Origin of the sequence: Cryptosporangium minutisporangium (assembly GCF_039536245.1) — a bacterium.
GTDB classification, from domain to species: Bacteria; Actinomycetota; Actinomycetes; order Mycobacteriales; family Cryptosporangiaceae; genus Cryptosporangium; species Cryptosporangium minutisporangium.
The window spans coordinates 23,257-47,703 of record NZ_BAAAYN010000035.1; the positions used below are offsets into that span (position 1 = coordinate 23,257).

The 24,447-nt window shown below is 70.8% G+C and carries 21 protein-coding genes and 1 pseudogene; 9 read left to right on the plus strand and 13 right to left on the minus strand.

Annotated features, from left to right (window positions below):
• Positions 1–16: 16 nt before the first annotated feature.
• Genes ABEB28_RS25630 through ABEB28_RS25640 form a run of 3 tightly spaced genes read right to left on the minus strand, consistent with a single transcriptional unit; the run spans position 17 to position 3,080 of the window.
• A complete protein-coding gene (locus tag ABEB28_RS25630; protein ID WP_345730757.1) occupies positions 17–1,228 on the minus strand; it encodes a Dabb family protein in 1,212 nt (403 codons plus the stop codon).
• Positions 1,229–1,242: 14 nt separating this feature from the next.
• Complete coding sequence (locus ABEB28_RS25635; RefSeq protein ID WP_345730758.1) at positions 1,243–1,737, minus strand: aromatic-ring-hydroxylating dioxygenase subunit beta; 495 nt, start codon at positions 1,735–1,737, stop codon at positions 1,243–1,245.
• Positions 1,734–3,080, minus strand: coding sequence for an aromatic ring-hydroxylating oxygenase subunit alpha (locus tag ABEB28_RS25640; RefSeq protein ID WP_345730759.1), 1,347 nt, complete (start codon positions 3,078–3,080; stop codon positions 1,734–1,736). Before ABEB28_RS25640 ends, ABEB28_RS25635 begins: the two co-directional genes overlap by 4 nt.
• Positions 3,081–3,238: 158 nt before the next feature.
• On the opposite strand from ABEB28_RS25640, the gene ABEB28_RS25645 reads away from it, so the two are divergent.
• Positions 3,239–4,090 carry an IclR family transcriptional regulator gene (locus ABEB28_RS25645; protein ID WP_345730760.1) on the plus strand — a complete coding sequence of 284 codons (852 nt, stop codon included), beginning with the start codon at positions 3,239–3,241 and terminating at the stop codon, positions 4,088–4,090.
• Between the two features lie 104 nt (positions 4,091–4,194).
• Here ABEB28_RS25645 and ABEB28_RS25650 read toward each other — a convergent pair whose 3' ends face one another.
• Both ABEB28_RS25650 and ABEB28_RS25655 read right to left on the minus strand, forming a co-directional pair.
• The gene (locus ABEB28_RS25650) at positions 4,195–6,381 is read right to left on the minus strand and encodes a cytochrome P450/oxidoreductase (protein WP_345730761.1); all 2,187 of its coding nucleotides are present in this window, start codon (positions 6,379–6,381) and stop codon (positions 4,195–4,197) included.
• 625 nt (positions 6,382–7,006) lie between these two features.
• Entirely contained in the window at positions 7,007–8,089 is a 1,083-nt protein-coding gene (locus ABEB28_RS25655; protein WP_345730762.1) for an NAD(P)-dependent alcohol dehydrogenase, read from the minus strand.
• A gap of 74 nt (positions 8,090–8,163) precedes the next feature.
• Here ABEB28_RS25655 and ABEB28_RS25660 point away from each other — a divergent pair, with 74 nt between their 5' ends.
• Positions 8,164–9,615, plus strand: coding sequence for an aldehyde dehydrogenase family protein (locus tag ABEB28_RS25660; RefSeq protein ID WP_345730763.1), 1,452 nt, complete (start codon positions 8,164–8,166; stop codon positions 9,613–9,615).
• Between the two features lie 68 nt (positions 9,616–9,683).
• Here ABEB28_RS25660 and ABEB28_RS25665 read toward each other — a convergent pair whose 3' ends face one another.
• Positions 9,684–10,967: a glycosyltransferase gene (locus ABEB28_RS25665; protein ID WP_345730764.1), complete on the minus strand. Its 1,284-nt coding sequence runs from the start codon at positions 10,965–10,967 to the stop codon at positions 9,684–9,686.
• Between the two features lie 81 nt (positions 10,968–11,048).
• Here ABEB28_RS25665 and ABEB28_RS25670 point away from each other — a divergent pair, with 81 nt between their 5' ends.
• Positions 11,049–11,717, plus strand: coding sequence for a TetR family transcriptional regulator (locus tag ABEB28_RS25670; RefSeq protein ID WP_345730765.1), 669 nt, complete (start codon positions 11,049–11,051; stop codon positions 11,715–11,717).
• On the opposite strand, the gene ABEB28_RS25675 is transcribed toward ABEB28_RS25670, so the two are convergent.
• Together ABEB28_RS25675 and ABEB28_RS25680 are read right to left on the minus strand one after the other, a co-directional pair.
• A complete protein-coding gene (locus ABEB28_RS25675; protein ID WP_345730766.1) occupies positions 11,707–12,351 on the minus strand; it encodes a LuxR C-terminal-related transcriptional regulator in 645 nt (214 codons plus the stop codon). The two genes, ABEB28_RS25670 and ABEB28_RS25675, sit on opposite strands and share 11 nt — an antisense overlap.
• Positions 12,303–13,622, minus strand: a complete 1,320-nt coding sequence (locus ABEB28_RS25680; RefSeq protein WP_345730767.1) for a sensor histidine kinase — start codon at positions 13,620–13,622, stop codon at positions 12,303–12,305. Before ABEB28_RS25680 ends, ABEB28_RS25675 begins: the two co-directional genes overlap by 49 nt.
• A 130-nt stretch (positions 13,623–13,752) precedes the next feature.
• Between ABEB28_RS25680 and ABEB28_RS25685 the strand changes: the two genes are divergently transcribed.
• From ABEB28_RS25685 to ABEB28_RS25705, 5 genes and pseudogenes are all read left to right on the plus strand, one after another.
• A complete protein-coding gene (locus tag ABEB28_RS25685) occupies positions 13,753–14,823 on the plus strand; it encodes a fatty acid desaturase family protein (RefSeq protein ID WP_376980752.1) in 1,071 nt (356 codons plus the stop codon).
• 79 nt (positions 14,824–14,902) lie between these two features.
• Positions 14,903–15,318: pseudogene (locus ABEB28_RS25690) on the plus strand (TOBE domain-containing protein).
• 55 nt (positions 15,319–15,373) lie between these two features.
• Complete coding sequence (gene modA / locus ABEB28_RS25695) at positions 15,374–16,153, plus strand: molybdate ABC transporter substrate-binding protein (protein WP_345730769.1); 780 nt, start codon at positions 15,374–15,376, stop codon at positions 16,151–16,153.
• Positions 16,150–17,004, plus strand: coding sequence for an ABC transporter permease (locus tag ABEB28_RS25700; protein ID WP_345730770.1), 855 nt, complete (start codon positions 16,150–16,152; stop codon positions 17,002–17,004). The genes modA and ABEB28_RS25700 overlap by 4 nt, the downstream gene beginning before the upstream one ends.
• Positions 17,001–18,080 carry an ABC transporter ATP-binding protein gene (locus tag ABEB28_RS25705; protein ID WP_345730771.1) on the plus strand — a complete coding sequence of 360 codons (1,080 nt, stop codon included), beginning with the start codon at positions 17,001–17,003 and terminating at the stop codon, positions 18,078–18,080. The genes ABEB28_RS25700 and ABEB28_RS25705 overlap by 4 nt, the downstream gene beginning before the upstream one ends.
• 59 nt (positions 18,081–18,139) lie before the next feature.
• On the opposite strand, the gene ABEB28_RS25710 is transcribed toward ABEB28_RS25705, so the two are convergent.
• From ABEB28_RS25710 to ABEB28_RS25720, 3 genes are all read right to left on the minus strand, one after another.
• The gene (locus ABEB28_RS25710; protein ID WP_345730772.1) at positions 18,140–19,225 is read right to left on the minus strand and encodes a TauD/TfdA family dioxygenase; all 1,086 of its coding nucleotides are present in this window, start codon (positions 19,223–19,225) and stop codon (positions 18,140–18,142) included.
• A gap of 78 nt (positions 19,226–19,303) precedes the next feature.
• Positions 19,304–19,693 carry a nuclear transport factor 2 family protein gene (locus ABEB28_RS25715; RefSeq protein WP_345730773.1) on the minus strand — a complete coding sequence of 130 codons (390 nt, stop codon included), beginning with the start codon at positions 19,691–19,693 and terminating at the stop codon, positions 19,304–19,306.
• Positions 19,681–20,133 (minus strand): VOC family protein, encoded by a 453-nt coding sequence (locus ABEB28_RS25720; RefSeq protein WP_345730774.1) that lies wholly within the window; start codon positions 20,131–20,133, stop codon positions 19,681–19,683. Before ABEB28_RS25720 ends, ABEB28_RS25715 begins: the two co-directional genes overlap by 13 nt.
• Before the next feature lie 267 nt (positions 20,134–20,400).
• On the opposite strand from ABEB28_RS25720, the gene ABEB28_RS25725 reads away from it, so the two are divergent.
• On the plus strand, positions 20,401–21,396 hold the full coding sequence (locus ABEB28_RS25725; protein WP_345730865.1) for an aldo/keto reductase: 996 nt from the start codon (positions 20,401–20,403) through the stop codon (positions 21,394–21,396).
• 84 nt (positions 21,397–21,480) lie between these two features.
• Here the strand turns inward: ABEB28_RS25725 and ABEB28_RS25730 are convergent, their stop codons facing one another.
• Together ABEB28_RS25730 and ABEB28_RS25735 are read right to left on the minus strand one after the other, a co-directional pair.
• Positions 21,481–22,776: an FGGY-family carbohydrate kinase gene (locus ABEB28_RS25730; protein WP_345730775.1), complete on the minus strand. Its 1,296-nt coding sequence runs from the start codon at positions 22,774–22,776 to the stop codon at positions 21,481–21,483.
• Positions 22,773–24,437: an amidase gene (locus tag ABEB28_RS25735; RefSeq protein WP_345730776.1), complete on the minus strand. Its 1,665-nt coding sequence runs from the start codon at positions 24,435–24,437 to the stop codon at positions 22,773–22,775. The genes ABEB28_RS25730 and ABEB28_RS25735 overlap by 4 nt, the downstream gene beginning before the upstream one ends.
• Between the last annotated feature and the right edge of the window lie 10 nt (positions 24,438–24,447).

The window sequence follows — 24,447 nt, forward strand, 5'->3', positions numbered from 1 at the left end:
GCCAGAACGTCGTGCGTCAGAACCGCTCCCAGTCGTCCGCCGCCGCGCGCCAGACGTCGATGTTGCGCGGGTCGCCGCCCATCCGGCGGGCCTTGTGCGTCTCGTTCTGCTCCGGCGTGAAGACCCGGTGGCCGTCGCAGAGCTCGATCCGGGGACCGAAGCGGGCGTCATACAGGTAGAACGCGATCGAGTGCGACGCCGAGTGGTTCACGATGTCGGACGCGATCTCGGTGCCCTTGTAGAGCGCCCTCGCCCGGCCACGCATGACGTGGTCGAGGCTCTTCATCTTGAAGCAGAGGTGCGCCAGGTAGAACCGGTCGTCGCGGCGCAGCGCGAGCGAGTGGTGGTACCGGTTCTCCGACCGCAGGAACGACGAAGAGCCGCGGCCCGGCGTCATCACGTAGTCGGACGCCTGGAAGCCGAGCACGTTCAGGTAGAAGTGCTGCGACTCCTCGTAGTGGTCGGTCGAGAGGAACGGGTGCACGAGCTCCACCGGCCGGTACTCGAGCAGCGGCGGCTCGGCGTACTCGTAGAACTCCCAGCCGAACTCCAGCGTGAGGCCGTTCGGGTCCTTCGTCGCGAAGCCCCGGGTGCAGACCGACGCGGTGCGCTCGTGCAGCGGGAGGATCTCCGCGCCCTCAGCCCGGAGCCGCTTCTCCAGGTCGTCGAGGACCTCCTCGGACTCGACGCTCAAGCCGATCGCCAGCGTGTCGAATTCGGTGAGGCCCGGGTCGCTGACCAGCTCGATCGAGTACTGCTCGATGCCGGCCCTGAGTTGCGCGTACTCGGGTGTACGCGCCTCCACCTGGAGACCCACGTGGTACGTGTAGAACTCGATGGCTTCGTCCAGCGCGGGGGTGGCGAGGCGGGCGAACTGAATGCCGTACGGGCCGCGCGGGCGGTTGATCACTGGCTTCTCCGATCGGAACGGCGACGGCGCGGAGAGCGTGACGATGGTCTGCTTGTCGATCACCGGTCGCCACTTCTCGCGCACGAACGTCTCGTGCGATTCGCTGTTGAGATAGGACTTGAGATCGTCTTCGTCGTCGAACTCGATCGTGAACACGTGCGACATCGTGGTGTCGCGGCTGGAGATGTTCGGCCCGAGCACGAAGCTGCGCATCTGCGGGTACTGGCTCGGGAACGTCTCCAGCTCGGCGAGGATCGCGTCGACGGTCTCGGCCGGCACCTCCGGCTTGAACCGGAACGCGAGGACATGCCTGATCATGAGACGGCCCCCTTCTACAGGATGAAGCTGAGTCGGGCGCCCGGCTCGAGCAGCTCGTGCTCGAGGTACGCGCGGCGGTGGAGGAACTTCAGTTCGCCGTCCTCGTTCAGCGCCACGTCGTGGTGGTAGCGCCCCACGTACGTGTGGTGGGTGTGGTCGCGGAACCGGTTGATCAGGAAGTTCGCCTTCAGCTCGATCCCGTCCTTGCCGCGGATCACCCGGACGTTGGTCACCATCCGGTGCGTCCGCGAGTGCGGGTTCTCCGCGTGCGCCTTCCGGCTCTTCAGCCGCTTGACGCGTGCCTTGAGCAGGTCCCAGTCGTCGAGGACGAAGAAGCCACCGCCGGTGCGGTCCCAGCCCTGGTAGTCCGTGGTCGGCACCTCGAACGTGCCGCCCTCCTCGAACAGGGCGAGCCAGGCGTCGAGGTGCCACTCGTCGAGGAGCATGGCCTCCTGGTAGAGGAAGTCCTCGGCTTGTTCTCGCGTGACGGTCACCGTGGGGGCGCTCATTCGTTGCCGCCTTCGTAGCTCGTCGCGGTGACGCCGGGAACCTTGCCCAGCGACTGGTCCCAGTGACGCCAGAAGCTGCGCATGGCGCCCTCGTCGATCGAGCGACCCTTCTCGCCCTTGGCCTCCCGCTCCATGCCGCGGGACATGTCGCTCCAGTCGTTGAAGCCGCGACTGTCGCCCTTGCTCGCCTCGATGCCGCGCTGCACGGCCTCGTAGGCCTCGATGTCGTCCGGCGTCGCCAGGCCACCCGGGCCCACGAAGCTGGTCATCGTCTTCAGCCGCATCGCGCGCGCCTCGTCGTCCTCGTCCGTCGGCACGTACTGCCAGGCGCGCACGTCGGTGCGGCCGGGCGCCACCGGCTCGAGCTGGCGGATCGTCAACGCTTCGAGGTCGAAGAAGAGCAGGTTCGGCCAGACGAACAGGATCCGGCTGGCGTCGCCGATCGTGTCCGCGCGCTCTTGGCCGAGGCGCTGCGCCATCGCCTTCCGGTTCGCTTCCGTGCGGGCCTTCTCGGCCTCGCCGAAACGCGGCTCCCAAAGCATGCCCAGCCGGCCGTTGTGCCCGGTGAGCACCAGCATCGAGTGCCCGTTACCGAGGTCGTAGGCGTACTGGTCGTCGTCGGTGACTGCGAAGCCGGTCTCCCGGAGGTAGCCGACGAACGTGTTGTGGGTCGGCGAGAAGTGGTAACCGTCCATCGCGTTCTCGACCGCGAGCTTCCAGTTGCCCTTGACGCCGTAGCGCTGGATACCGGGGAGCGTCGTCATGCCGGTCGCGGACTGCTCGGCGGCCATCGAGAGGACGTCGGCGGCCTCGCCGAGGTGCTCGAGCAGCGGCGGTACGTCCGGATCGAACGAGACGAAGACGAAGCCCTCGTGGATGTCGAGCTTCGCGACCGGACGCAGGTCCATCGAGCCCTTGAACCGGTCGAGCTCGGCGTAGGCGTCGTCGCCGGGGAGCGCGGAGAGCTTGCCGGACGAGTTGAACGTCCAGGCGTGGTAGAAGCACTGGAAGTTCCGGGCGTTGCCGGACTCGTCGCGGCAGACCACGGTGCCGCGGTGCGGGCAGGAGTTGAGGAAGGCCCGGACCACCCCGTCGCCGCCCCGGACGAAGATCAGCGGCTTCCCGCCGAGCGTCCGCACCTTGTAGTCGTTCTTCTTCGGGATCTCGGTCTCGTGGCCCAGGTAGAGCCACGAGTGGCCCCAGATCCGCTCGCGCTCGGCCTGGAAGACCTCCGCCGAGCGGTACGCCTCACGGTTGACCCGGAAGGTCAACGCGTTCCAGTCCTGCGCGATCAGGCCACCGTGGCCGGTCTCGACCAGACCTTCAGCAATTGTCTGTGTCATCATCGGTCCTCGTTGTGAGAGATGCCATCTCGCATTACGACATGGTGTATTGCACAGTGCGTACTGTCAACGGACCCAGCGCGGCCGATCCGGTTGATAGCATCACGCCTGCTGAGATAAGCCCCCGTGGTCGCAGTCGGCCACAAAAAGGACAATCTATGCTTGAGCCAGTGCCCGAAATCGCCCCTGTGTCCCCTGCGCCCGACGAGGAGGCTCGAGCTGGCCTGTTCGTCTCCGACGAAGAACTTCCTCGCGCGGAGCGGGGCACACCCGCGATCCAGGCGGTCGAGCGGGCCGCGACCATCCTCGGCGCGTTCAGCGTCGGCCGACCGCGGCTGAGCCTCAACGAGCTGACCGCCCGGCTGGGCACCAGCAAGGCCACCGCGCACCGCTACACGAAGGCGCTGCGGTCGGTGAACCTGCTCCGCTACGACGAGCGCGAGGCCCTCTACTCGCTCGGCCCCCAGGTGCTGACGCTCTCCGCGGCCGCGCGCGCCGGGCTGCCGATCATCACGATCGCCGGCCCGTACATGGAGGAGCTGGTGCGCGAGGCCGGCGAGACCGTCGTGCTCTCGGTGTGGGACGGCGACACCGCGGTCGTCGTCCGCGTCGACGACAACACCGACCGCACCGTGCGGATCAGCGTCCGCACGGGGGCGCGGCTGTCGATGTCCCGGTCGGCGCAGGGCCGGGTGTTCTGCGCGTTCCTGGCCGAGGACGAGGTGCCCGGGCTGGCCAGCCTGCTGCGCCGCAACCCGGGACTCCGGCAGGAGCTGACCGCGATCCAGGAGAACGGCATCTGCGTGAACACCCCGGCCGACAACGGCGTCCGGACGATCGCCGCGCCGGTGTTCCAGGACGCGCAGATCGTCGCCACGATGGGGATCGTCGGCACCACCGCGGCGGTGGCCGACGAGACGGGCTCCCCCGCCGCGCGGTCGCTGCTGCGGGTCTCCCGCTCGCTCACCCAGGAACTCGGATCCGTGGGCCCGGTGACCCGCGGCATCTAGGCCCGGGGCGTGGTTGTCGGATCGTCCACGCTCGTGGTTGTCGACTCCTCGACCCCCTGGCGGCGAGGATCCGACAACCACCCGCGAGGCGCCGAGGACGGCGTTCACAGGTCGAGCGTCAGCCGGTCGGATGCACACCGGCTCACGCAGATCATCATCGTGCTGCCGTCGGCCCGCTCGGCGGCGGACAGGATGCTGTCCCGGTGCTCGGCCTGCCCGGCCAACACCCGGGTCTCGCACGAACCGCAGTAGCCCTCTTCGCAGTCGTACGGCACCCCGGGGACGACGTCCCGGATCGCTTCGAGCAGCGTGCGGTCGTCCGGAACGGTGAGCGTGCGCCCCGCCCGGGCCAGCGTCACCTCGAACGAACGCGCATCCGCGGGGATCGCCGGGATGCGCTCGGCGCCGCCGCCGGTGAACCGCTCGACGTGCAGTTCCAGGCCGCCGACGGTCTGCTCCACCGCGGTGAGCAGCCCCTCCGGCCCGCAGCAGTAGACCTTCGTCCCGGGCTTCGCCGCCGTGAACGCCGCGGCCAGATCCGGGTGCCCGAACTCGTCCTGGGGCACCAGCTGCACCCGGTCGCCGTACTGTTCCTTCAGCCTGCCCGCGAACGCCATCGACGCGCGGGTGCGTCCGCCGTAGAGCAGCGTCCAGTCGGCGCCGCGTGCGTCGGCGGCCCGCACCATCGCGCTGATCGGGGTGATGCCGATCCCGCCGGCGACGAACAGATACCGCTCGGCGTCGACGAGCGGGAAGTGGTTCTTCGGCCCACGCACCCGCACGGTGACGCCGGGCGCCAGCGTCTCGTGCACCTCGGCGGATCCGCCCCGGCCGGCCGGCTCGTGCAGCACCGCGACGCGGTAGGACGACGTGTCGGCAGGGTCGCCGCAGAGCGAGTACTGCCGCACCTTGCCCGACGGAAGGATCAGGTCGAGGTGCGCGCCCGGCTCCCAGCCCGGGAGCTGGCCGTCGCCGACCAACCGCAGCGACACGACACCGTCGGCGATCGGCTCCACCGCGGCGATCGTGAGGAGCTGGACGTCGAGACCGGTCGTGGTCTTCGTGGCCGGGATCCCACGCTTGCGACCCGGCGTGAACGTCACCGGGATCGCGTCCCAACCGGACTGGTTGCCCCACGACTCGGTGGGTGTCGCCCCGACCGGGTCGAGCGTGTAGTCCGGCAGCCGCTCCAGGACCTGGGTGATCATCTCCCGGAACATCGCCCGCGCCAGGTGGGCACCGGCGCAGCGGTGGGTGCCGATGCCGAAACTGAGGTGCCCGCGCGGATCGCGGTCGAGGACGACCTTCTCGGGCTCGGGGAAGACCTCCGGATCGTGGTTCGCCGCGATCCACGGGATCAGCACCCGCTCGCCGCGCATCACCGGGCACGCGCCGATCGTCGTGTCCTTCATGATCGTCCGAGCCATCGACTGCGACGGCGCGAACTTCCGCAGGAACTCCTCGGTGGCGACGTCGAGCAGCGCGGGCTCGCGGATCAGCCGCTCCCGGTCCTCCGGGTGCTGCGCCAGATGAACCAGCGTCGAGCCGGTCAGCGACGTCGTGGTGTCGACGCCGCCGGCGATCAGCAGGAAGATCACCGAGCCCAGCTCGTCGTCGGTGAACGGTTCGCCGCTCGGCTTGACCTGCCGGACCAGCCAGGAGATCGCGTCGCTCGTCGGCTCGGCGCGACGGTCGTTCATCAGCTGGAAGATGCGGTCGCCCATGAAGCCGAGGGCTTCCCCGCCGCGGCGTTCCCGCTCGCTGCCGGGGATCGCCGCGAACAGGTCGTGGATCGGGCCGGCGAGCCGCTTCCAGTCCTCGCGCGGGAACCCGAGCCAGTCGAGCGTCACCGCGGTCGGGACCGGGTTGGTCAGCTGGTGCACCAGGTCGGCGCTGCCGTCCTCGATGAACCCGTCGATGACCTCGGTGACGTGCTTGGCGATCATCGGGACCAGCGCGTCGACCGCGGACCGGCTCAGGAGCGGGTTGATCAGCTCGCGGTACGGCGTCGACTCCGGCGGGTCGAGCTCGATCGGGTACTGCGGGAGCGCCTTGCTCTCCGGAATGACGAACGCGATCCCGTCGACGTCGCCCCGGGCGGACGAGAACGTCGCGTCGTCACGGGCGATCCGCGCGATGTCTTCGTACCGGGTGGTCACCCAGTGACCGCCGTAGGACTCCGTCCACGCGACCGGGCACTCGGCTCGGAGTTCGGCGTACGGACGCACCGGGTCGATCGTGAACTCCGGGGCGTGATGGTCGAATTCGACCGTCGGTCGTGCTGCTTCCACTGCCATCTCCACGGCATCTGAAGCTTGGTGCGCGGTGTTTGCCCCGGCCGCGCCACCGGAGTTGCCCTTCAAGGTAAGCGGGAGTGCGGTCACCGTCAATCGTTCCGAGACAACGTCCCGCAATGTGTTTCGGTCCTGCGTCTCTGCAGGTCAGAGCCTTCTTCTGGACGCTACGCGGCGCAGCGCCGCAGGTCGTCGCGGCAACAAACTCTTCACATCCCCGCCGCCAGGAGCACAATCCCGGACCCCTAGCACTGTGCCCCACAGCCGACACCGGTCCCACCGACGGGCGGGCGGGCGCCGGGCGGCGGGCACCGATTTTCGGGAAGACCACCTCACCGCGCGCTCCGAGACGTTGGCTTTCGGGAAAACCACCTCACGGCGGGCGGCAGCACGTTGACGTTCGGGACAACCACCGCACGGCGGGCGGCAGCACGTTGACTTTCGGGAAAACCACCTCACGGCGGGCGGCAGCACGTTGACGTTCGGGACAACCACCCGCGCCGTGCCCGTGGAGGGCGGGGTTTCGGGAAATCCACCCCGCCGCACTGCCGCGCCGCCAGCTCGCCGCGCCGCCACCTCGTCGCGCGCCGCATCCGCGCCGCCGCGGGGGGCGGGCCGCCCACTAGAGCGTCAGGACGGCCTTGACGACGTCTCCGCGCCTCGTGGCGGCGGCGGCCTCGTTGATGTCGGCGAACGCGTACTGCGCCATCAGCTTCTCCACCGGGAAGCGGCCGGCCTCCTGCCAAGCCAGCAACTGCGGCACCAGCACCTGCGGCACCGCGCTCCCGGAGATCACCCCGGTGACCGTCCGCCCATTCAGTAGCGTCCGCCACTCCACTTCGACGTTCTCGCTCGGCCCGACGCCGACGACCGCGCATGTCCCCCGGGTGTGCAGCGACGCGACGGCCGCCTTCACGACGTCGGCGCGCCCGGTGGTGTCCACCGACCCGTCGAGGCCGTCCGGGACGATCGCCCGGATCCGCTCGACGACGTCGCCTTCGCGGGAGTCCAGCACGTGAGTGGCTCCGACCTCGGCCGCGGTCTGCAGCCGTCCGGGGCTGACGTCCACCGCGATCACGGTCTGCGCCCCGGACGCCGCGGCGGCCATCACCGACGAGAGCCCGACCGCACCCGCGCCGAACACCGCCACCGCACTCTCCGGCCCGGGCCGCAGGATGTTGACGATCGTCCCGGCCCCGGTCATGAACCCGCAGGTGAACGGACCGGCGCTCCGCAGGTCGGCGGATGCCGGCAGCTTGACCACGCTGCGGACGTTCGCCACCGCGTGCGTGGCGAACGACGACTGGCCGAGGAAGTGCCCGTACACCGGCTGCCCGTCGATGCGCAGCGCCGACGACCCGTCCGCGCGTGCGCCGGCGAAGTTCAGTGCGTCGAACTGCGCGCAGTACGACGGCGACGCCGTCCGGCACTGCTTGCAGACGCCGCAGGACGCGAACGCGAGCGCCACCGGATCGCCGGGCTGTAGTTCGGTGACTCCGGCCCCGACCGCTTCGACCACCCCGGCGCCTTCGTGGCCGAGCACCGCGTTGGTGGGCAGGAAGGTGGCGAAGTGCAGGTCGGTGGCGCAGATACCGACGCTGCTCAGGCGCACCAGCACCTCGTCGGCACGGGGCTCGTCGAGCTGCGCGGGCAGCAACGAGAACACCCCGGATGGGTCGGTGACGGCGGCGACGGTGATGTCCACGAGGGGTCTCCGATATCTCACTATGGCGAGACGGCATCTTGACTTCCGAGATAGTAGACGTCAAGACTCGCTTCATGAGCGTGCTCGACGTCCCGGACAACCGACTTCTCATCGCCGGGAACTGGCAGTCTCCCGCGTCCGGCGAAGCCCTGCCGGTACTCGACCCGGCGACCCAGCAGCCGTTCCACCACACCGGCCGCGCCACCGCCGCCGATGTGGATGCCGCCGTCGCGGCCGCCCGGAACGCCTACGACGGCTGGTCGCGGATGAACCCGTCCGACCGCGGCGCGATCCTCGGCCGATGGTCGCAGCTCGTCTTCGAGCACGTCGAGGAACTCGCCAGGTACGAGGCGCAGGACGTCGGCAAACCGCTGTCCGATGCCCGGACCAACATCTTCATCGCCGGCAGCATTCTCGGCTACTTCGCCGGTGCCGCCGACAAGCTGCACGGTGCGACGCTACCGTCCCGTTCGCCGGACAACACGGGCTTCACGCTGCGTGAGCCGCTCGGCGTCTGCGCGCTGGTCATCGCGTGGAACGTTCCGGCGATCCTGATGATGGCCGACGCCGCTCCGGCACTCGCCGCCGGCAACACGGTCGTGCTCAAGCCGTCGGAGTACGCCCCGATGAGCCCGCTCGCGCTGGCTGCTCTGGCCGCCGAAGCAGGGCTCCCACCAGGCGTTCTGAACGTCGTCACCGGACTGGGACCGGAGGCGGGCCAGCCGCTCACCTCCCACCCCGGCATCAACCACATCAGCTTCGTCGGCTCCTCGGCCACCGGCCGGGCGATCATGGCTTCGGCGGCGAAGAACCTCGTCCCGGTGAAGCTGGAGCTCGGCGGGAAGTCACCGAACGTAGTCTTTGCGGATGCCGACCTCGACGCAGCGGTGCCCGCGATCCTGGAGTCGATCGTCGAGAACGCCGGGCAGAACTGCTACGCCGGCTCCCGCCTGCTGATCGAGGAACCGATCTACGACGAGGTCGTGGCGCGGCTCGCGGCGGCGATGGAGGCGGTGAAGGCCGGTCCGTGGCACGAGGACCTCGACATGGGGCCGCTGGTGAACGGTATCCAGCACGAGCGGGTCTCCGGCTATCTGCAGGGCGGCGTGGCGAGCGGCGCTCGGGTGGTCACCGGCGGGCCGGGGGCCTCGGACGGTTGGTACGTCAAGCCGACGCTGTTCGATCGGGTGACGCCGGACATGCCGATCGTCCGCGAAGAGATCTTCGGGCCGGTGCTCGCCGCCGAATCGTTCCGCACCGCCCGCGAGGCGGTCGACCGGGTGAACGCGACACCGTACGGGCTGCTCGTCAGCGTCTGGACGAACGACCTGTCCCGTGCCCTGCGAGTGACCCACGAGGTGCGGTCCGGCCAGGTTTCGGTGAACGAGTTCGCCAACTCCGCGATCATCGGCTTCCCGTTCAACCTGGCCAAGGAGAGCGGCTTCAGCCAGGGCGGTGGCTACGAGGCCATGAAGGAGTACACGTCCGAGAAGGGCGTGACCATCAAGATGCGTCCGCTGGACTGAGCCACCCGAACGGCCGGACCTTGACACCGGCCCGGCGCCGGGTCGCAATGGCGCGACCCGGCGCCTCCTCACCGCAGCGTGGCCGGAGCCAGCGACAGCAGCTCCGCGGCGGCGCGCTCGGCGGCGTGGCGGCCGTCGGACTCGTCACGCAGACGGCGCGACGCCGCCGCGAACGTCGGCTCGGTCAGTACCCGGCGGACGCCGTTCCGCACGGAAGCAGCCGTCGGCGTCTGGGTGCGGAGGTCGACGCCGGCGCCGGACCACGCGACCCGCGCCGAGACCTCCACCTTGTCCTCGGTCTTGCCGGCCACCACCAGCGGCAACCCGTGCGCGATCGCCAGCTGCACGGTGCCGAAGCCACCGTTGGTCACGACCAGGGACGCGTGTCGGAAGAGTTCTCCGAACGGGACGTAGCGATCGACTCGCGCGTTCGCCGGTACCCGTCCCAGGGTGGCCGGATCTCCCCCGCCGGTCACCGCCACCACCAGGACGTCCTCGCCGGCGAGGCCGGTCAGGGCCGGGCGCAGCAGCTGCTCCGGGTCGGTCGCGACCGTGCCCTGGCTCACGACGACGACCGGGCGGTCGGCGTGCGCTACCTCGTCCCACCAGGACGGTGGGGTCCAGGACTCCGGCGGAAGCGGGTCCGGATGGCCGACGAACCGCACCCACGGCGGCAGATCCCGCCGCGGGTACTCGAAACCGGCCGGGGAGAGCTGCAGGTACCGGCCGGGCGGTGACTGCAGCTCCAGCGCCGTGCGGTGCCGCGGGGCCAGCCCCACCGCTGCGCGTTGGGCGTCCAGGAAGCCCGCCGAGGGCGCGAACAGCGTCTTGCGGACGAAGGTGTTGAGCGCCCGGTTGCGGAGCCGCCCGAGCGCTCCGGACGCCGGCGGCAGACCCAGCCCGAACGGTGCCGCGTCCACGCTGGGGAACGTCAACGCGGTGATCCCGTACGTCGCGAACGCGGGCCCGCCCAGCTCGTGCACGAGCGGAGCGGCCAGCAGGCCGGTATCCGCCACCAGGACGTCGGCGGGTTCGGCGGCGAGCTCCGCCTGCAGGTGTCGGACCTGTTCGGCTGCGGGTGCGATGAACAGGTGCTCGAGGTCGAAGAGGAACTTCTTGACGCCGGTGCGCCGCAGCCGTTCGGGAAACATCTCGTCCGTCGGCCGGAGGCTGTAGTCGTGCGCCTCGGGCAGCGGCACGAACTCCGCGCCCGCGCGCCGGACGCCGTCCTCGAACGCTCGGCCGGTGGTGAACCGGACCCGGTGCCCACCGTCCACAAGCGTGCGGATCAGGGGGTACGCGGGATGGACGTGTCCGGCGGCCGGGGTAGCGGCGAACAGAAAGCGTGCCACTGCGATAGATCCCTTCAGGAGGAGTACGGCCCGTGTCACATCGCTGACTGCCCGTAAGGCGGTCGGGGCCTAGGTTCGACGATGGGTGACCGCGGGGGCGGTGGCCAGCTCTGCCGGGGATCGCTGGAGGAACTCGCCATGTCGTTCGGAAAACCGGGGCGTCCGCCCGAGGACCGCACTCTGCGTCGGCGCCAGATCTACCTCGCGGTCGCCCCGCTCATCGAGCAGGTGGGTTACCGCGGGCTGAGCATGAAGGCCGCCGCCCGCGCCGCGCACCTCTCGATCGGCGGGCTGTACCACTACTTCCCCACCAAGCGCGACCTCGTCCTGTACCCGCTGACCACCGACTTCGGCAGCCGCTACTGCGCAGACCTGAGCGCCCGGTACGCCCCGCTCTTGCACACCGACCCGGAGCAGTACGCCCGGATGAAGATCCGCGGCACCGCCCGAGTGGTCGTGGCCGCGCGTCCGGCGTTCCAGGCGGCCGTCGAGATGGGGCTGGACGAGTACCGCTCGTCGGTCGAGACCGGTCTGGCGCACGGCCTGCGCGCGTTCGAGGACGCGGTCGGGCACCTGCGACCGACCTTCGACGCGGCGACGATCCGGGCGATGAGCCGCTCGATGCGGCGAGTGCTGATGGCCGCCGTCCTCGACCGGACGACGGCCGAGGCGGAGATCGCCGCGGACTTGGAGATGGTGTTCGACTCACACCTGGAGCGCGTGTCCGCGGCGCCGGCGATCAGCCGTTGAGGTAGGTCAACACCGCGAGAACGCGTCGGTTGTCGTCCTCGGACGGCGGTAAGCCGAGCTTGCCGAAGATGTTGTTGATGTGTTTGCCGACGGCCTTCTCCGTGACGAACAGCCGACCGGCGATCGCCGCGTTCGAGCGTCCCTCGGCCATCAGGCTCAGCACTTCGCGCTCGCGCGGCGTGAGTCGGCCCAGCGGTTCGTTGGTGGTGTGTCGCGCCAGCAAGCGGGAGACCACCTCGGGGTCCATCGCGGTGCCGCCGGTCGCAACCCGGCGCACCGAGTCGACGAACTGGCCGACGTGGGACACCCGGTCCTTGAGCAGGTAGCCCACTCCCCCGGCGCGATCGGAGAGCAACTCCCGGGCGTACAACTGCTCGACGTGCTGGGAGAGCACCAGCACCGGCAGCCCGGGTACTTCGGTGCGCGCCTGGATCGCGGCCCGGAGGCCTTCGTCGGTGAAGGTCGGCGGCAACCGGACGTCGATCACCGCGACGTCCGGCCGGTGCGTGGTCAGGGCCCGCAGCAGCGCCGGCGCGTTGTCGACGGCCTCCACCACGTCGAAGTCGTACGCGGTGAGCAGCCGGATCAGACCGTCCCGGAGGAGCGCGAGGTCTTCGGCGAGGACAACACGCACGGAATCTCCAGAAGCACGACGGTCGGCCCACCGGGTGGGCTGTTCAACGCTAGCGTCCCATCCAACGCCGACAGCCTGCGCTCGACGCCCCGGAGTCCGGTTCCCGCAGCGATCGATCCCCCGCCCCGACCGTTGTCCTCCACGGTCAGGCGCAGGTGCGTTCCGGTGTACTCCAGCTGCGCGCACGCCGCGGACGCTCCGCTGTGTTTCGCGACGTTCGTCAGCACCTCCGCGGCGGCGAAGTAGAGCGCCGACTCCACCGGAGCCTGCGGCCGCCCTGGCAAGTCGACGGTGACCTCGACCGGTATCGGTAGGGCGAGCGCCAGCGCGCGCACCGCTCCGTCGAGGCCGCGCTCGGCCAGGATCGGCGGGTGAATGCCGGCCACCAGGTCGCGCAGCTCCTCCAGCGCCTGCCCGCTGGACCGGCGTGCCTCGACGAGTAGCGCCCTGGCACCTTCGGGATCACGCGTGATCAGGTCCTCGGCCATGCCGATGCTCATGCTCAGCGCGACCAGTCGGGCCTGGGCGCCGTCGTGCAGATCACGTTCGATGCGACGTAGCTCGGCCGCCTGCGCGTCGACGGTCTCGGTGCGGGTCCTGGTGAGGTGCGTCACTCGCAGGGCCAGCTCGGTCTGCCGGGTGGGCGCGAGCAGCAGCCGCGCGAACCGGGCGTGCACCCGCAGCGTCCCCGGCGCGATCGCCAAGCCGACCAGGACGAGCAACGCGCCTTCGCTCACCGCGAGCCACACCTCGTCGTGGCTCCGGATCGGCCACACGGTTCCGAAGCCGTATCCGTTCGGCAGCACGTCCAGCGTCCAGAGCAACTGGGGGACGACGATGCCCTGGATCCCTGCGACGACCGCCGCGGCCGGAAGAAGTCCCAGCACCAGGCCGATCGGGATCTCGGCCACCACCCACGCGAGGTCCCGCCAGGTCGACGGATCGGTGATCAGCCATCGGAACCGTTGCCAGGCCCGGCGGGGGCCGAACCGGGAGAACTTCGGGGCCGGAAGGTACGGCGACGGGATCGCCACGCCGGCCCACTCGGCGGCCAGCCTGCGGTGCATCGTCGCTACCTTCCTGGTCGCGACGACCGCGAGCGGCAGCAGCAGCACTCCCACCCCGAGTAGCACGAACACCGACGACAGCAGCGACGCGAGGAACAGCGGCAGACCGAGGATCAGCGCCAGCACCGCCAAACCGAGCCCACGGACGACGGCCTGGCCACCGCGCCGGAACAGGGCGCGGAGGTCCTCGCCGCGATCGCCCATGCGTCCTCCGCCCGCCAACCCCCCGCGTCGACTCCGATTGTGATCGACCCAAGGACGTAGGCCGAGGGTGTTAGGCCTACCCCCCGCGGGGGTGCTGGGACCAGTGTGCCGCGGCCCTCCCGCTACGACGATGGGGAGTATCGGACGACGGAGGGATCTCTCTGCTGTGAACACCACCTCGGCACCACCCCGGCCGGACACCACGGGCAGTGATTACGCCCGGCTCTCCCGCCGAGTGGCCGCCGCCGGTCTCCTCGACCGCCGCCCCGGGTACTACGCCGCCCGGATCGGCGTGCTCCTCGCCGTGGCGATCGCGGCCGGGGTGGCGTTCTGGTCGCTCGGCGACTCCTGGGCGCAGCTGTGGGTGGCCGCACTCCTCGCCGTCGTGTGGGCGCAGATGGGGTTGGTGGCCCACGACATTGCGCATCGCCAGGTGTTCCGATCGGCGCGGACCAGCGCGATCGCCGGGATGCTCGCCGGCAACCTGGGCATCGGGATGAGCTACGGGTGGTGGAGTGACAAGCACACCCGTCACCACACGAACCCGAACCACTCCGAGCTCGACCCGGACGTCGCTCCGGACCTGCTCGTCTGGTCCACCGACCAGGCACGGTCGGCGCGCGGTCCGGCTCGGCTGGTCGGCCGCTGGCAGGCCTTCCTGTTCTTCCCGCTGCTCACGCTGGAGGGCATGAACCTGCACGTGGCGAGCGTCCGGGCGCTGTTCCGGCCGAACCTGCGGCATCGGTGGGTGGAGGCTGCGCTCCTGCTGGTGAACTTCGCCGCCTACGTCACCGCGCTCCTGATCGTGCTCTCCCCCGTCCGCGCGCTGGTGTTCGCCGCGGTGCACCAGGGGTTGCTCGGGCTCTACCTCGGCTGCACGTTCGCGCCGAACCACAAGGGCATGCCGGAGCCGACCGAGGAGCACCGGCGCGACTTCCTCCGCCGCCAGGTCCTCACGTCGCGCAACGTCCGGGGTGGGCGCGTGTTGGACGCCGCGCTGGGCGGCCTCAACCACCAGATCGAGCACCACCTCTTCCCGAACATGCCCGCGCCGAACCTGCGACGTGCCCGGCCGATCGTCCGGGCCTACTGCGCCGAGGCCGGCGTCGCCTACTACGAGACCGGTCTGATCCGCTCGTACGCGCAGGCGCTGCGTCACCTGCACGAGGCCGGCGCACCGCTGCGGAGGGGAAGCAAGTAAGGCAGGATTCGGCTTCAGGATCCGAGAATGCGGGCCCCTTAGGGGCCTGCATTCGCATGTGCGGTGTTAACGTGGCTCGGTGCCGACCTACCGCATCAGCGAAGCCGCCGCGCTGCTCGGCGTCAGCGACGACACGGTCCGACGCTGGGCCGACGCCGGCAAGCTTCCCACGGTGCGGGACCCGGCTCGCGGCTCGCAATCGACGGCCGCGACCTGGCGGCGTTCGCAACGGACATCGCCGCGAGCGACCGTCCCGCCGGCCTCGGCGCTCCGATCGTCGCCGAATCGGCACGCAACCGGTTCACCGGCATCGTCACCCGGGTGGTCCGCGACGGCGTGATGGCCCAGGTGGAGATCCAGGCCGGTCCGCACCGCGTCGTCTCGCTGATGAGCCGGGAGTCCGCGGACGAACTAGGTCTGGAGCCTGGCGTCCTGGCGGTCGCCGCCGTGAAGTCCACCAACGTCGTCGTCGAAGTCCCCCGCCACCCCGACTAACGCGCCGCAGGTCGCGAACCGCCCCACCCACCGGCGAGACCTTTCGGAGGACACCGTGCGCCGACCAGCTCTCCTCGTCGCGACGGTCGCCACCGTCGCGTCGTTGCTGCTCGCCGGATGCGGCTCGGACGACGGTAACGCCTCGGCCGCCACCGACGGGATCAGCGGATCGGTGACCGTGTTCGCCGCCGCCTCGCTCACCGAGTCGTTCACGACCCTCGGCGAGCAGTTCGAGGACGCGCACCCCGCCGTCACCGTGAAGTTCAACTTCAGCGCCAGCTCGGCCCTCGCCGAGAGCATCGGTCAGGGCGCGCCCGCCGACGTGTTCGCGTCGGCCAGCACGAAGAACATGGACGCCGTGGTGGAGGACGGCGACGCCGCGGATCCGAAGACGTTCGCGCGGAACACGATGGAGATCGCGGTACCGCCGGACAATCCGGGTCAGGTCACCACGCTCGCCGATCTCGCGAAGCCGGGTCTGAAGATCGCGCTCTGCCAGGAGCAGGTGCCGTGCGGCGCCACCGCGCGGACCGTCTTCGACAAGGCGAAGATCACGGTCAAGGCGGCGACGCTCGGCACGGACGTCAAGTCGGTCCTGACCACGGTGTCCCTCGGCGAGGTGGACGCCGGCGTCGTCTACAAGACCGACGTCCGAGCGGCCGGCGCCAAGGTGAAGGGCATCGAGATCCCGGCCGCGCAGAACGCGTCGACCGCATACCCGATCGCCACGATCTCCGACGGGCCGAACGCCGAGGGCGCGAAGGCGTTCGTGGAGTACGTGCTCTCCGCGGACGGCGCGAGGGTGCTCACCGACGCGGGGTTCAGCGCTCCGTGACCCGCGTATCCCCGCCCGAGGTCGCAGCCGCCCAGAAGGTCCGGACGAGTCCTTCCCGGCCGCGCAGCGGCGCTCCGGCGGCGCTGGCGGTGCCTGCGGTCGTCGCGGTGGTGTTCCTCGTGCTCCCGCTGCTCGGCCTGCTCGTGCGGGCGCCCTGGTCGGGGCTCCCGCAGCTGCTGACCGACCCGTTGGTACGCGAGGCGCTGCGCCTCTCGCTGGTCACCGCGGTGCTCGCCACCGCCCTGTCGCTGGTCTTCGGCGTGCCGCTGGCCTGGGTGCTGGCGCGGGCGGAGTTTCCCGGCAAGGCCCTCGTCCGCGCGCTGGTGACCGTGCCGCTGGTGCTGCCACCGGTCGTCGGCGGTGTGGCGCTCCTGCTCGCGTTCGGCCGGCGCGGCATCGTGGGGCGCTACCTGGACAGCTGGTTCGACTACACGATCCCGTTCACGACCACCGCGGTCGTGCTGGCCGAGACGTTCGTGGCGATGCCGTTCCTGGTGCTGACCGTGGAGGGCGCGCTCCGGGCAGCCGACCGCCGTTTCGAAGAGGCGTCGGCCACGCTCGGCGCCGACCGCTGGACGACGTTCCGCCGGGTCACGTTGCCGCTGATCGCCCCGTCGGTGGTCGCGGGCGCGGTGCTGTGCTGGGCTCGGGCCCTCGGCGAGTTCGGCGCGACGATCACGTTCGCGGGCAACTATCCCGGCACGACGCAGACGATGCCGCTCGCGGTGTACCTGGCGCTGGAGAGCGACCCGGAGGCCGCGATCGCCCTTTCGCTCGTGCTGCTCGCGGTGTCGGTGCTGATCCTGGTGGCGCTGCGGGATCGCGTCGTCCGGACGGGGACCGGTACGTGAGCCGCGACCACGCGTCCGCCGGAGCGGCTTCCGACAAGACGCTGACCGCGCAGGTACGCGTCGACCGCGGGGCGTTCACCCTGGACGCCGCCGTGACCGCCCGGCCGGGGGAGGTGCTCGGCGTGATTGGCCCCAACGGGGCCGGTAAGACGACGCTGCTGCGCGCGCTGGCCGGGCTCACCCCGCTCTCCGGAGGACGGATCGAGCTCGACGGACGGCGGCTGGACCAGGTACCGGTGGAGAAGCGCCGGGTCGGCGTGGTGTTCCAGGACTACCTGCTGTTCCCCCACCTCTCCGCGATGGAGAACGTCGCCTACGGGCTGCGCGTCCAGGGGCACCGCAAGGCCGCCGCCCGAGAGGTCGCCCGCGAGTGGCTCGACCGTGTCGGGCTGGCCGAACATGCCGGAAAGCGCCCTGGTCAGCTCTCCGGCGGGCAGGCGCAGCGGGTGGCGCTGGCGCGGGCCCTCGCCACCGAGCCGGACCTGCTCCTGCTGGACGAGCCGCTCGCCGCGCTGGACGCCGGCACCCGGCTGCGGCTACGAACCGACCTCCGGACGCATCTGACGTCCTACGGCGGCCCGTCGCTGGTGATCACCCACGACCCGGTCGAGGCGATGATCCTCGCGGACCGGCTCGTCGTGCTGGAGGGCGGACGGGTCGTCCAGGAGGGCACCGCCGGGGAGGTGACACGACGGCCGGCGACCGACTACGTCGCCCGGCTCGTCGGCCTCAACCTCTACCGGGGCGACGCCTCGGACGGGCGGGTAACGCTGGACGGCGGCGGCACGTTCCTCGTCGGCGATCGGACGCTGGCCGGGCCGGTGCACGTCGCGGTCCGGCCGTCGGAGATCGCGGTGTACATGGTGGAGCCCACCGCCGGCAGCCCGCGCAACACCTGGCGAGGTCGCATCGTCGGCGTCGAGGCGCTGGGCGACCGGATCCGGGTCGCGGTCGACGGTGCGCCGCCGGCCCTCGTCGACCTGACCGCGGACGCGGTCGCGGACCTCGACCTCCGCGCCGGGGGTGACGCCTGGCTGACCGCGAAGGCGTCCGCGCTCACCGCGTACCCCGCCTGACGATCAAATCGGCCCCGGCCAGGAGTGCTCTCCTGACCGGGGCCGAGTCGGTGCGGGGGTTACAGACCCCAGTCCATGCGCGGAACGACCGCGGTCTTGACCGAGAACTGACCGACGTCCTCGACGCCGGAGGTGTCCTCGCGGTCCTCCTCACGGCTCTTCACCACGTGCTTGCCGAACTTGTCGACGAGCGGACGGTCGCTGTCCCGCTTGAGCCAGAGGCGCAGCAGGTGCCGCTTGCGGCCGTACTGCGGCCAGTCGACGAACGCGGTCCGCGAGTGCAGGGCGGCGTAGTTCGAGACCCACTGGATGTCGCCGGGCTGGAAGTCCATGTCCAGCGCCATGCCGGGCTCGTAGGTGATCTCGTCGAAGAGCTTCACGACCTCGATCTGCTCCGGCGTCAGCCGCGGCGTCTCGGGGTAGTCCTGCGCGGTGAAGATGTACGTCGAGCCGGCGTACATGCTGAACACGCCGTCCTTCAGGCTCACGATCGGCGACGTGTAGGTCTTCGCCGGGGCGTCGTGGTCCTGCTTGTACCAGTCGAAGTAGAACGGCTCGTGCAGCAGCGGGGCGAGGTCGGGACGGCGCGCCACGATCTCGTTGTAGATCTGCGCACCGGAGACCAGGCTGCTCGCGCCGCCCTCCTTGGCCGGGCGCAGGCAGAACAGCGCCACCGCGTCCGAGCTGTCGGAGTGGAACACGAGCTTGTCGGCGACCCGGGAGGACAACGCGCTCGGGTCGTCCATCGTCTTGTCCGAGGTGGCGATGACGTGGTCGATCAGGTCGGCCATCTCGTTCTGCTTCATCGGGACGCCGAGGTGCAGCCCGGTGAGGTAGAAGATCGCGCCGGACAGCGCGTCCGAGTAGAGCTCGGTCTTGAGGCCACGGATCAGCACGAAGCCGCGACCGCGGTCCATGTCGTGCGCCCACTGCTCGACCGCGGGCGCGCACACCGGGAGCGGGTAGTCGTCCTTGGTCACCGTGCGCAGATCGGGGTCGTCCTCGACGAACTTGCGGCCGACCGCCTCGAGCTCGGCGATCTCCGCTTCGTTCAGCTGGTAGATCCAGGTCTTCTCGTTCTGGAGCTGATCGCCCCGCCAGGCCGCCGGCCCGGTGACCGGGGACAGGTCCGTGGTGACGGTCATCGTGGGTTTCTCCAATCTGGCCACTGCACGTGGCGAGTGGGTACTGCGGCCCAGCCGGATCTCACCGGCGACTCGGGCTTACTGCTGCTCGGCGGCGAGCTGCTGCTGCACGGTCGTCCCGTCCCAGTAGTCGCGCCGATGGGCGATCAGACCGTCCGCGACGCGGAACCAGAACATTCCGCGGACCGCGACCGGCTTCCCGGACAGCCGGAACGACATCCGGTAACCGACCGCGGCCCGGTCGTCGTCGACCAGGAGTTCTTCGACGTCGTAGCGCAGGTCTTGGAACTCCGCCAGGAAGCCACCGAGCCGTTCCCGGTAGGCGGCGCGGCCGGTCAGGCTGCGTCCGGCCGCAGACGTGTGCTCGTTGACGAAGTCATCGGTCACACACGCCGCGACCGCGTCGGCGTCCCCGGCGTTCAACGCCGCCAGGTAACGCTCGACGACCGCCCGGGTCAGTTGCCCCACTTCTCGCGAATCGTCGAGAAGACCTTCTGGTTGTGCGAGATCTCGATGACGTTGCCGTCCGGGTCCTTCAGCGCGCAGACGTAACCGACCTGGCCGCCGATGTCCTGCGGCTCCCAGTGCAGGTTGCCCATCTCCCGGGCCTTGGCCGCGATCGCGTCGACGTCCTCGCGGTTCGGCACCTCGATGCCGATGTGCGCGAACGGGGTGAGCTGGCCGTGCTGTCCGCCGTGGTCCTTGTTGAAGTCGACCAGGACGAGCACGAACGGGCTGTCGACCTGCTTGTCGTGGGACAGCCACGCGCTCTGTCCGTCGGCGTCCTTGAACCGCTCCAGAACAACCAGCGGGGTCAACGACGTGTAGAACTCGATCGACTTGTCGAGGTCACCGGACGGCAGCGCGACATGCGTCCACCGCGCCTGCGTCAGCTTCGTGTCCGCCACGTGGAACTCCTCTTCGCTTCAGCCCTGGCCCTGCGCTCTGGCCTCGGTCCCCACCGTACTGAGGCGACCGGTGCGGGCTGAATGTGCCGGGGGGACAAAGATGTGTCGGACACTCTGCTCCCGCGCAACATGAGCCTGTGGCGCGCGCTGTGCGAGAGTTTGCGCCGTAACGGTTCGCGCGTGGTTCCCAGCGCCCAATGGGGCCGGCCCCCGACTCCCCGGAGGAGAGGAATTACGTTGCGAACGCAGCTGCTCGGCCGTACCGGAATGCAGGTCACACCGCTCGCCCTCGGCACGATGATGTTCGGCGCCTGGGGCAACCGGGACCACGACGAGTGCGTCCGGATCATCCACGCGGCGCTCGACGCCGGCATCAACGTCCTGGACGCCGCCGACGTCTACGCGCACGGCGAGACCGAGGAGATCGTCGGCCGGGCGATCAAGGGCCGGCGGGACGAGATCGTGCTCGCGACGAAGTTCTGTGAGGCGATGAAGCCGGGTCCGAACCACTCCGGTGGGAGCCGGCGCTGGATCGTTCGCGCCGTGGAAGACTCCCTGCGCCGCCTCGACACCGACTACATCGACCTCTACCAGATGCACCGCCCCGACCCGGACACCGACATCGACGAGACGCTCGGAGCGCTCTCGGACCTGGTTCAGCAGGGCAAGGTGCGGGCGATCGGCACGTCGAACTTCCCCGCCGGTGACCTGGTCGAGGCGCAGTGGGTCGCCGAGCGGCGCGGCCGGGAGCGGTTCCGCACCGAGCAGCTCTCGTACTCGATCTTCGACCGGCACGCCGAGGCGGACGCGTTACCGGTGGCCGAGCGGTACGGGCTCGGGGTGCTGGTCTGGAGCCCGCTCAACGGCGGCTGGCTCACCGGCAAGTACCGGCCGGGCGCCGAGCCGCCCGTCGATTCGCGGGCGAAGACCAACGGCGACCACTTCGACTTCCGAGCCGACGAAGCGCGCGCGGCGAAGCTCGCCCGGATCGAGACGCTGGAGTCGATCGCCCGGGACGCGGGAGTGACGCTGATCGAGCTCGCGCTCGGTTTTGTGCTGGCGCACCGGGCGGTGAGCGCGGCGATCATCGGGCCGCGCACGATGGAGCAGCTGCAGAGCCAGCTGGGGGCCGCTGAGGTGGTGCTGTCCGACGAGATCCTGGACCGGATCGACGCGGTGGTCGAGCCGGGCGTCAATCTCCACCAGACCGGCGCCGGGGACCGCGGCCGCGTGCTCACCGACGCCCGCCTCCGCCGCCGCTGACGCGACCTCAGGACGCGGGCGCGCTGATCTACGTCATATCCGCCTCCACGGATCCCGTGGAGGCGGATATGACGTAACTGCGCGCTACTTGCGGGACTCGCTGGACGCGCCTAGTTCTAGGAAGCGCTGGTAGCCCTCGCGGTACGCGGGCTGCGGCTCGGGGTCGACGATCGTCACCGCCGGGCGGGGCCAGTCGTGGGTAGCGCTCACCCCGGGGCCGGGCCACCAGCCCGCACCCGCCCCCGCCGACAGCGCCGCCCCGTACGCCGCGAGATCGGTCTCGTCCGGCACCTCGACCGGCACTTCCAGCACCGAGGCCTTGATCAGGTTCCAGAGCGGGCTCCGCGCCGGCGACCCCGCCGCGACCAGCGTCGTCAGCGCCACCCCACCGGCCGCGAGCCCTTCGGCGACGTGCGCCAGGCCGTACGCGGTCGCCTCCAGCACCGCCCGGGCCAGCTGCGGACGCCCGGCGTCCGAGCCCAGCCCCACGATCTCGGCCCGCAGCTGCCGGTTCCACCGCGGCGCCCGCGCGCCCTCCAAGTACGGCAGCACCAGGACGCCGTCCGCACCGGGCGGCACGGTCGACGCGAGCTCGATCAGCTCCGGGATACCGCACCCGGTGATCGTCCGGAGCCACTCCAGCATCAGCCCGTGGCCGCTCACCGGCCCGCCGAGGATGTCCAGGCCGCTCACCGCGCTGGTCAACGCGTACATGCCCGGCAACCGCAGCCCGTCGGCGACCACCACGGCGAGACCACCGGTCCGGCCACCCGGATCCATCCCGCGCCCCGGCCTGTCCATGGCCCCGGCCCAGAACGCCAGGTAAGCGTCTTGCGCACCGGCCACCAGCGGAATTCCGGCGGGGAGCCCGTGGCTGCCGTCGGTGTGGCCGATCAGCGATCCGGTGGCAACGACCGGCCCGTACCCGGGCAGCTCGGGATCGCCCGGCCAGCGGGACTGCACCGCGTCGGCGCCCAGCCGCACGCTCAGCCAGTCGTAGACCTGAAGCGGGTCGACGTCTCCCCCGGATTCCTCCCTCAGCACCGACAGCTGGGCCTCGTGCTGCTCGGCCGGCGTCCCGGTCGCGCCGGCCGGATGCCGGTAGGTCACCGCCAGGCCGCCGTTCGCCGGCACGGTCGTCGGGCTCTGCCCACCCAGGCTGATCGCCGCACACGGACGCTCGGCAGGCAGGTCGGCAAGGATCGCCTCCAGTGCGGCGGTGACGCCGGACAGCCAACCGGCCGGATCCGCGTACCCCGCCGGCCAGCCGACCGCCCCGGGGTAGGGCGCGTACGCGTGCGCGGCGATCGCCCCGTCGGGGCCGAGCGCGAGCGCCCGCGCCGAGTCACTGCCCAGGTGCAGGCCCACTACGACGGTCATGTGGCCCCCCACGGGTTGAGATGGTCCGGCCGGAGAACGTGCCACCTGGTACGGCGCTCAAACGCGTCCCCCGCGCGCAGTACCAGGGCTTCGTCGAACGGCGCACCGACGACCTGCAGGCCGAGCGGCAAGCCGGCCCCGGTGAACCCCATCGGCACCGACAACGCCGGGTTGCCGACCACGTTCCAGTACGGCGCGTAGACGGCGAAGAACTCTCCACTCGAGAACATCTGGTCGAGCCGGTCGTACGGCGTGGCAGCGATCGCCGCGGTCGGCGTCACCACCAGGTCGACGTCGGAGAAGAGGGCCGACACCGCGTCCTGACCGGCCCGCCGGACGCGCTGGGCCTGCACGTAGTCGGCCGCGCTGAACGCTTCCGCGATCCCGATCGTGGCCAGCGTGTTCGCGAAGAAGTCCGCGGCCCGGGCGGCGAAGTCGGCCCGGTGGTACGCGAGCGCCTCGCTCAGCGTGATCACGATCGAGGCCGCGGCGATCTCCGGATAGAGCGGCACCTCGACCTCGACCAGGTCGGCTCCGGCGGCCCCGAGCGAGTCGAGCGCGGCCCCGAACACCGACCCGAGGGCCGGATCGGCCACCCCACCGGCGATCCGATCCAGCCGGTCGACGCCGATGCGGACGCCGGAGAGGTCACCGGTCAGCGCGTCGGTGTACCGGGGGACGGACGCGTCCGACGTGCTCGGGTCGGCGGGGTCGAGGCCCGCGACGACCTCCAGCAGGAGCGCGCAGTCCCGGACGGTGGTGGCCATCGGCCCGACGTGGTCGGTGGACCAGCCCATCGGCAACCCACCGGCGCGGGAGACCCGCCCGTACGTCGGTTTGAGGCCGGTGACGCCGCAGAACGCCGACGGCATCCGGATGCTGCCGCCGGAGTCGGTGCCGAGGGCGCCGAGGAACGCACCGGCGACCAGCCCGGCGGCGTTCCCCGCGCTCGAACCGCCGGTCCAGCGCGCAGGGTCCCAGGGGTTGCGCGGGACGGGTAGCGGCTTGGCGAAGTCCGGAGAGCCGACACCGTACTCCGACGTGAGGGTCTTCCCGACCACGATGCCGCCGGCGGCACGCACCCGGGCCACCGCGGTGGCGTCCTGCCGGTCGTCGGGCGGCGCGACCAGGCTGCCCGCCGTCGTGGGGCCGTCCTGCGTCGTCAGCAGATCCTTGATCCCCAGTGGGATACCGGCGAGCGGCCCCACCGGCTCCCCCGCCGCCAGCGCACGATCGGTCTCCGTCGCGGCGGCTCGGGCGGCGTCGGCGAAGCGGGACAGGAAGATGCCGAGCTCGGCGTCGGCCTTGTCGGCGGCCGCCAGCGCCGCCTCCACCAGCTCGGCGCTGCACACCTCGCCCCGCCGCAGCGCTTCCGCCGCGCCCGAGAGCGTCTGCAGGTTCTCTTCGCGGACGCCGGGCAACGCGCCGATCGGAGCAACGGCCGACCCGGGCGCCACCGCCCGTTCCCGGACCACCGCAGGGGCGGGCAGCGTGGGATCGAGCCGATTCGCGAGGTCACGGACCGCCATCGGACGGCCGGGGGACGCCGGAGCGGCGGAGAACACCGCCGCGGGCTCCGTGCCACGCGGGATCGGGGCGGCGTGCAGTCGCTCCGCGAACTCCCGCGCCGCCGCCCGCGTCCCTGCGTCGAGCCCGGTCATCAGAACAGCG

Excerpts from the sequence above, each read along its gene's own strand:
- ABEB28_RS25660 (WP_345730763.1), top strand. The coding sequence starts at position 8,164 with ATGAGCGTGCTCGACGTCCCGGACAACCGACTTCTCATCGCCGGGAAC.
- ABEB28_RS25685 (WP_376980752.1), top strand. The coding sequence starts at position 13,753 with ATGGGGAGTATCGGACGACGGAGGGATCTCTCTGCTGTGAACACCACC.
- ABEB28_RS25635 (WP_345730758.1), bottom strand. The coding sequence starts at position 1,737 with ATGAGCGCCCCCACGGTGACCGTCACGCGAGAACAAGCCGAGGACTTC.
- ABEB28_RS25710 (WP_345730772.1), bottom strand. The coding sequence starts at position 19,225 with ATGACCGTCACCACGGACCTGTCCCCGGTCACCGGGCCGGCGGCCTGG.
- ABEB28_RS25725 (WP_345730865.1), top strand. The coding sequence starts at position 20,401 with ATGCAGGTCACACCGCTCGCCCTCGGCACGATGATGTTCGGCGCCTGG.
- ABEB28_RS25670 (WP_345730765.1), top strand. The coding sequence starts at position 11,049 with ATGGGTGACCGCGGGGGCGGTGGCCAGCTCTGCCGGGGATCGCTGGAG.
- ABEB28_RS25640 (WP_345730759.1), bottom strand. The coding sequence starts at position 3,080 with ATGACACAGACAATTGCTGAAGGTCTGGTCGAGACCGGCCACGGTGGC.
- ABEB28_RS25730 (WP_345730775.1), bottom strand. The coding sequence starts at position 22,776 with ATGACCGTCGTAGTGGGCCTGCACCTGGGCAGTGACTCGGCGCGGGCG.
- ABEB28_RS25645 (WP_345730760.1), top strand. The coding sequence starts at position 3,239 with ATGCTTGAGCCAGTGCCCGAAATCGCCCCTGTGTCCCCTGCGCCCGAC.
- ABEB28_RS25680 (WP_345730767.1), bottom strand. The coding sequence starts at position 13,622 with ATGGGCGATCGCGGCGAGGACCTCCGCGCCCTGTTCCGGCGCGGTGGC.
- ABEB28_RS25735 (WP_345730776.1), bottom strand. The coding sequence starts at position 24,437 with ATGACCGGGCTCGACGCAGGGACGCGGGCGGCGGCGCGGGAGTTCGCG.
- ABEB28_RS25630 (WP_345730757.1), bottom strand. The coding sequence starts at position 1,228 with ATGATCAGGCATGTCCTCGCGTTCCGGTTCAAGCCGGAGGTGCCGGCC.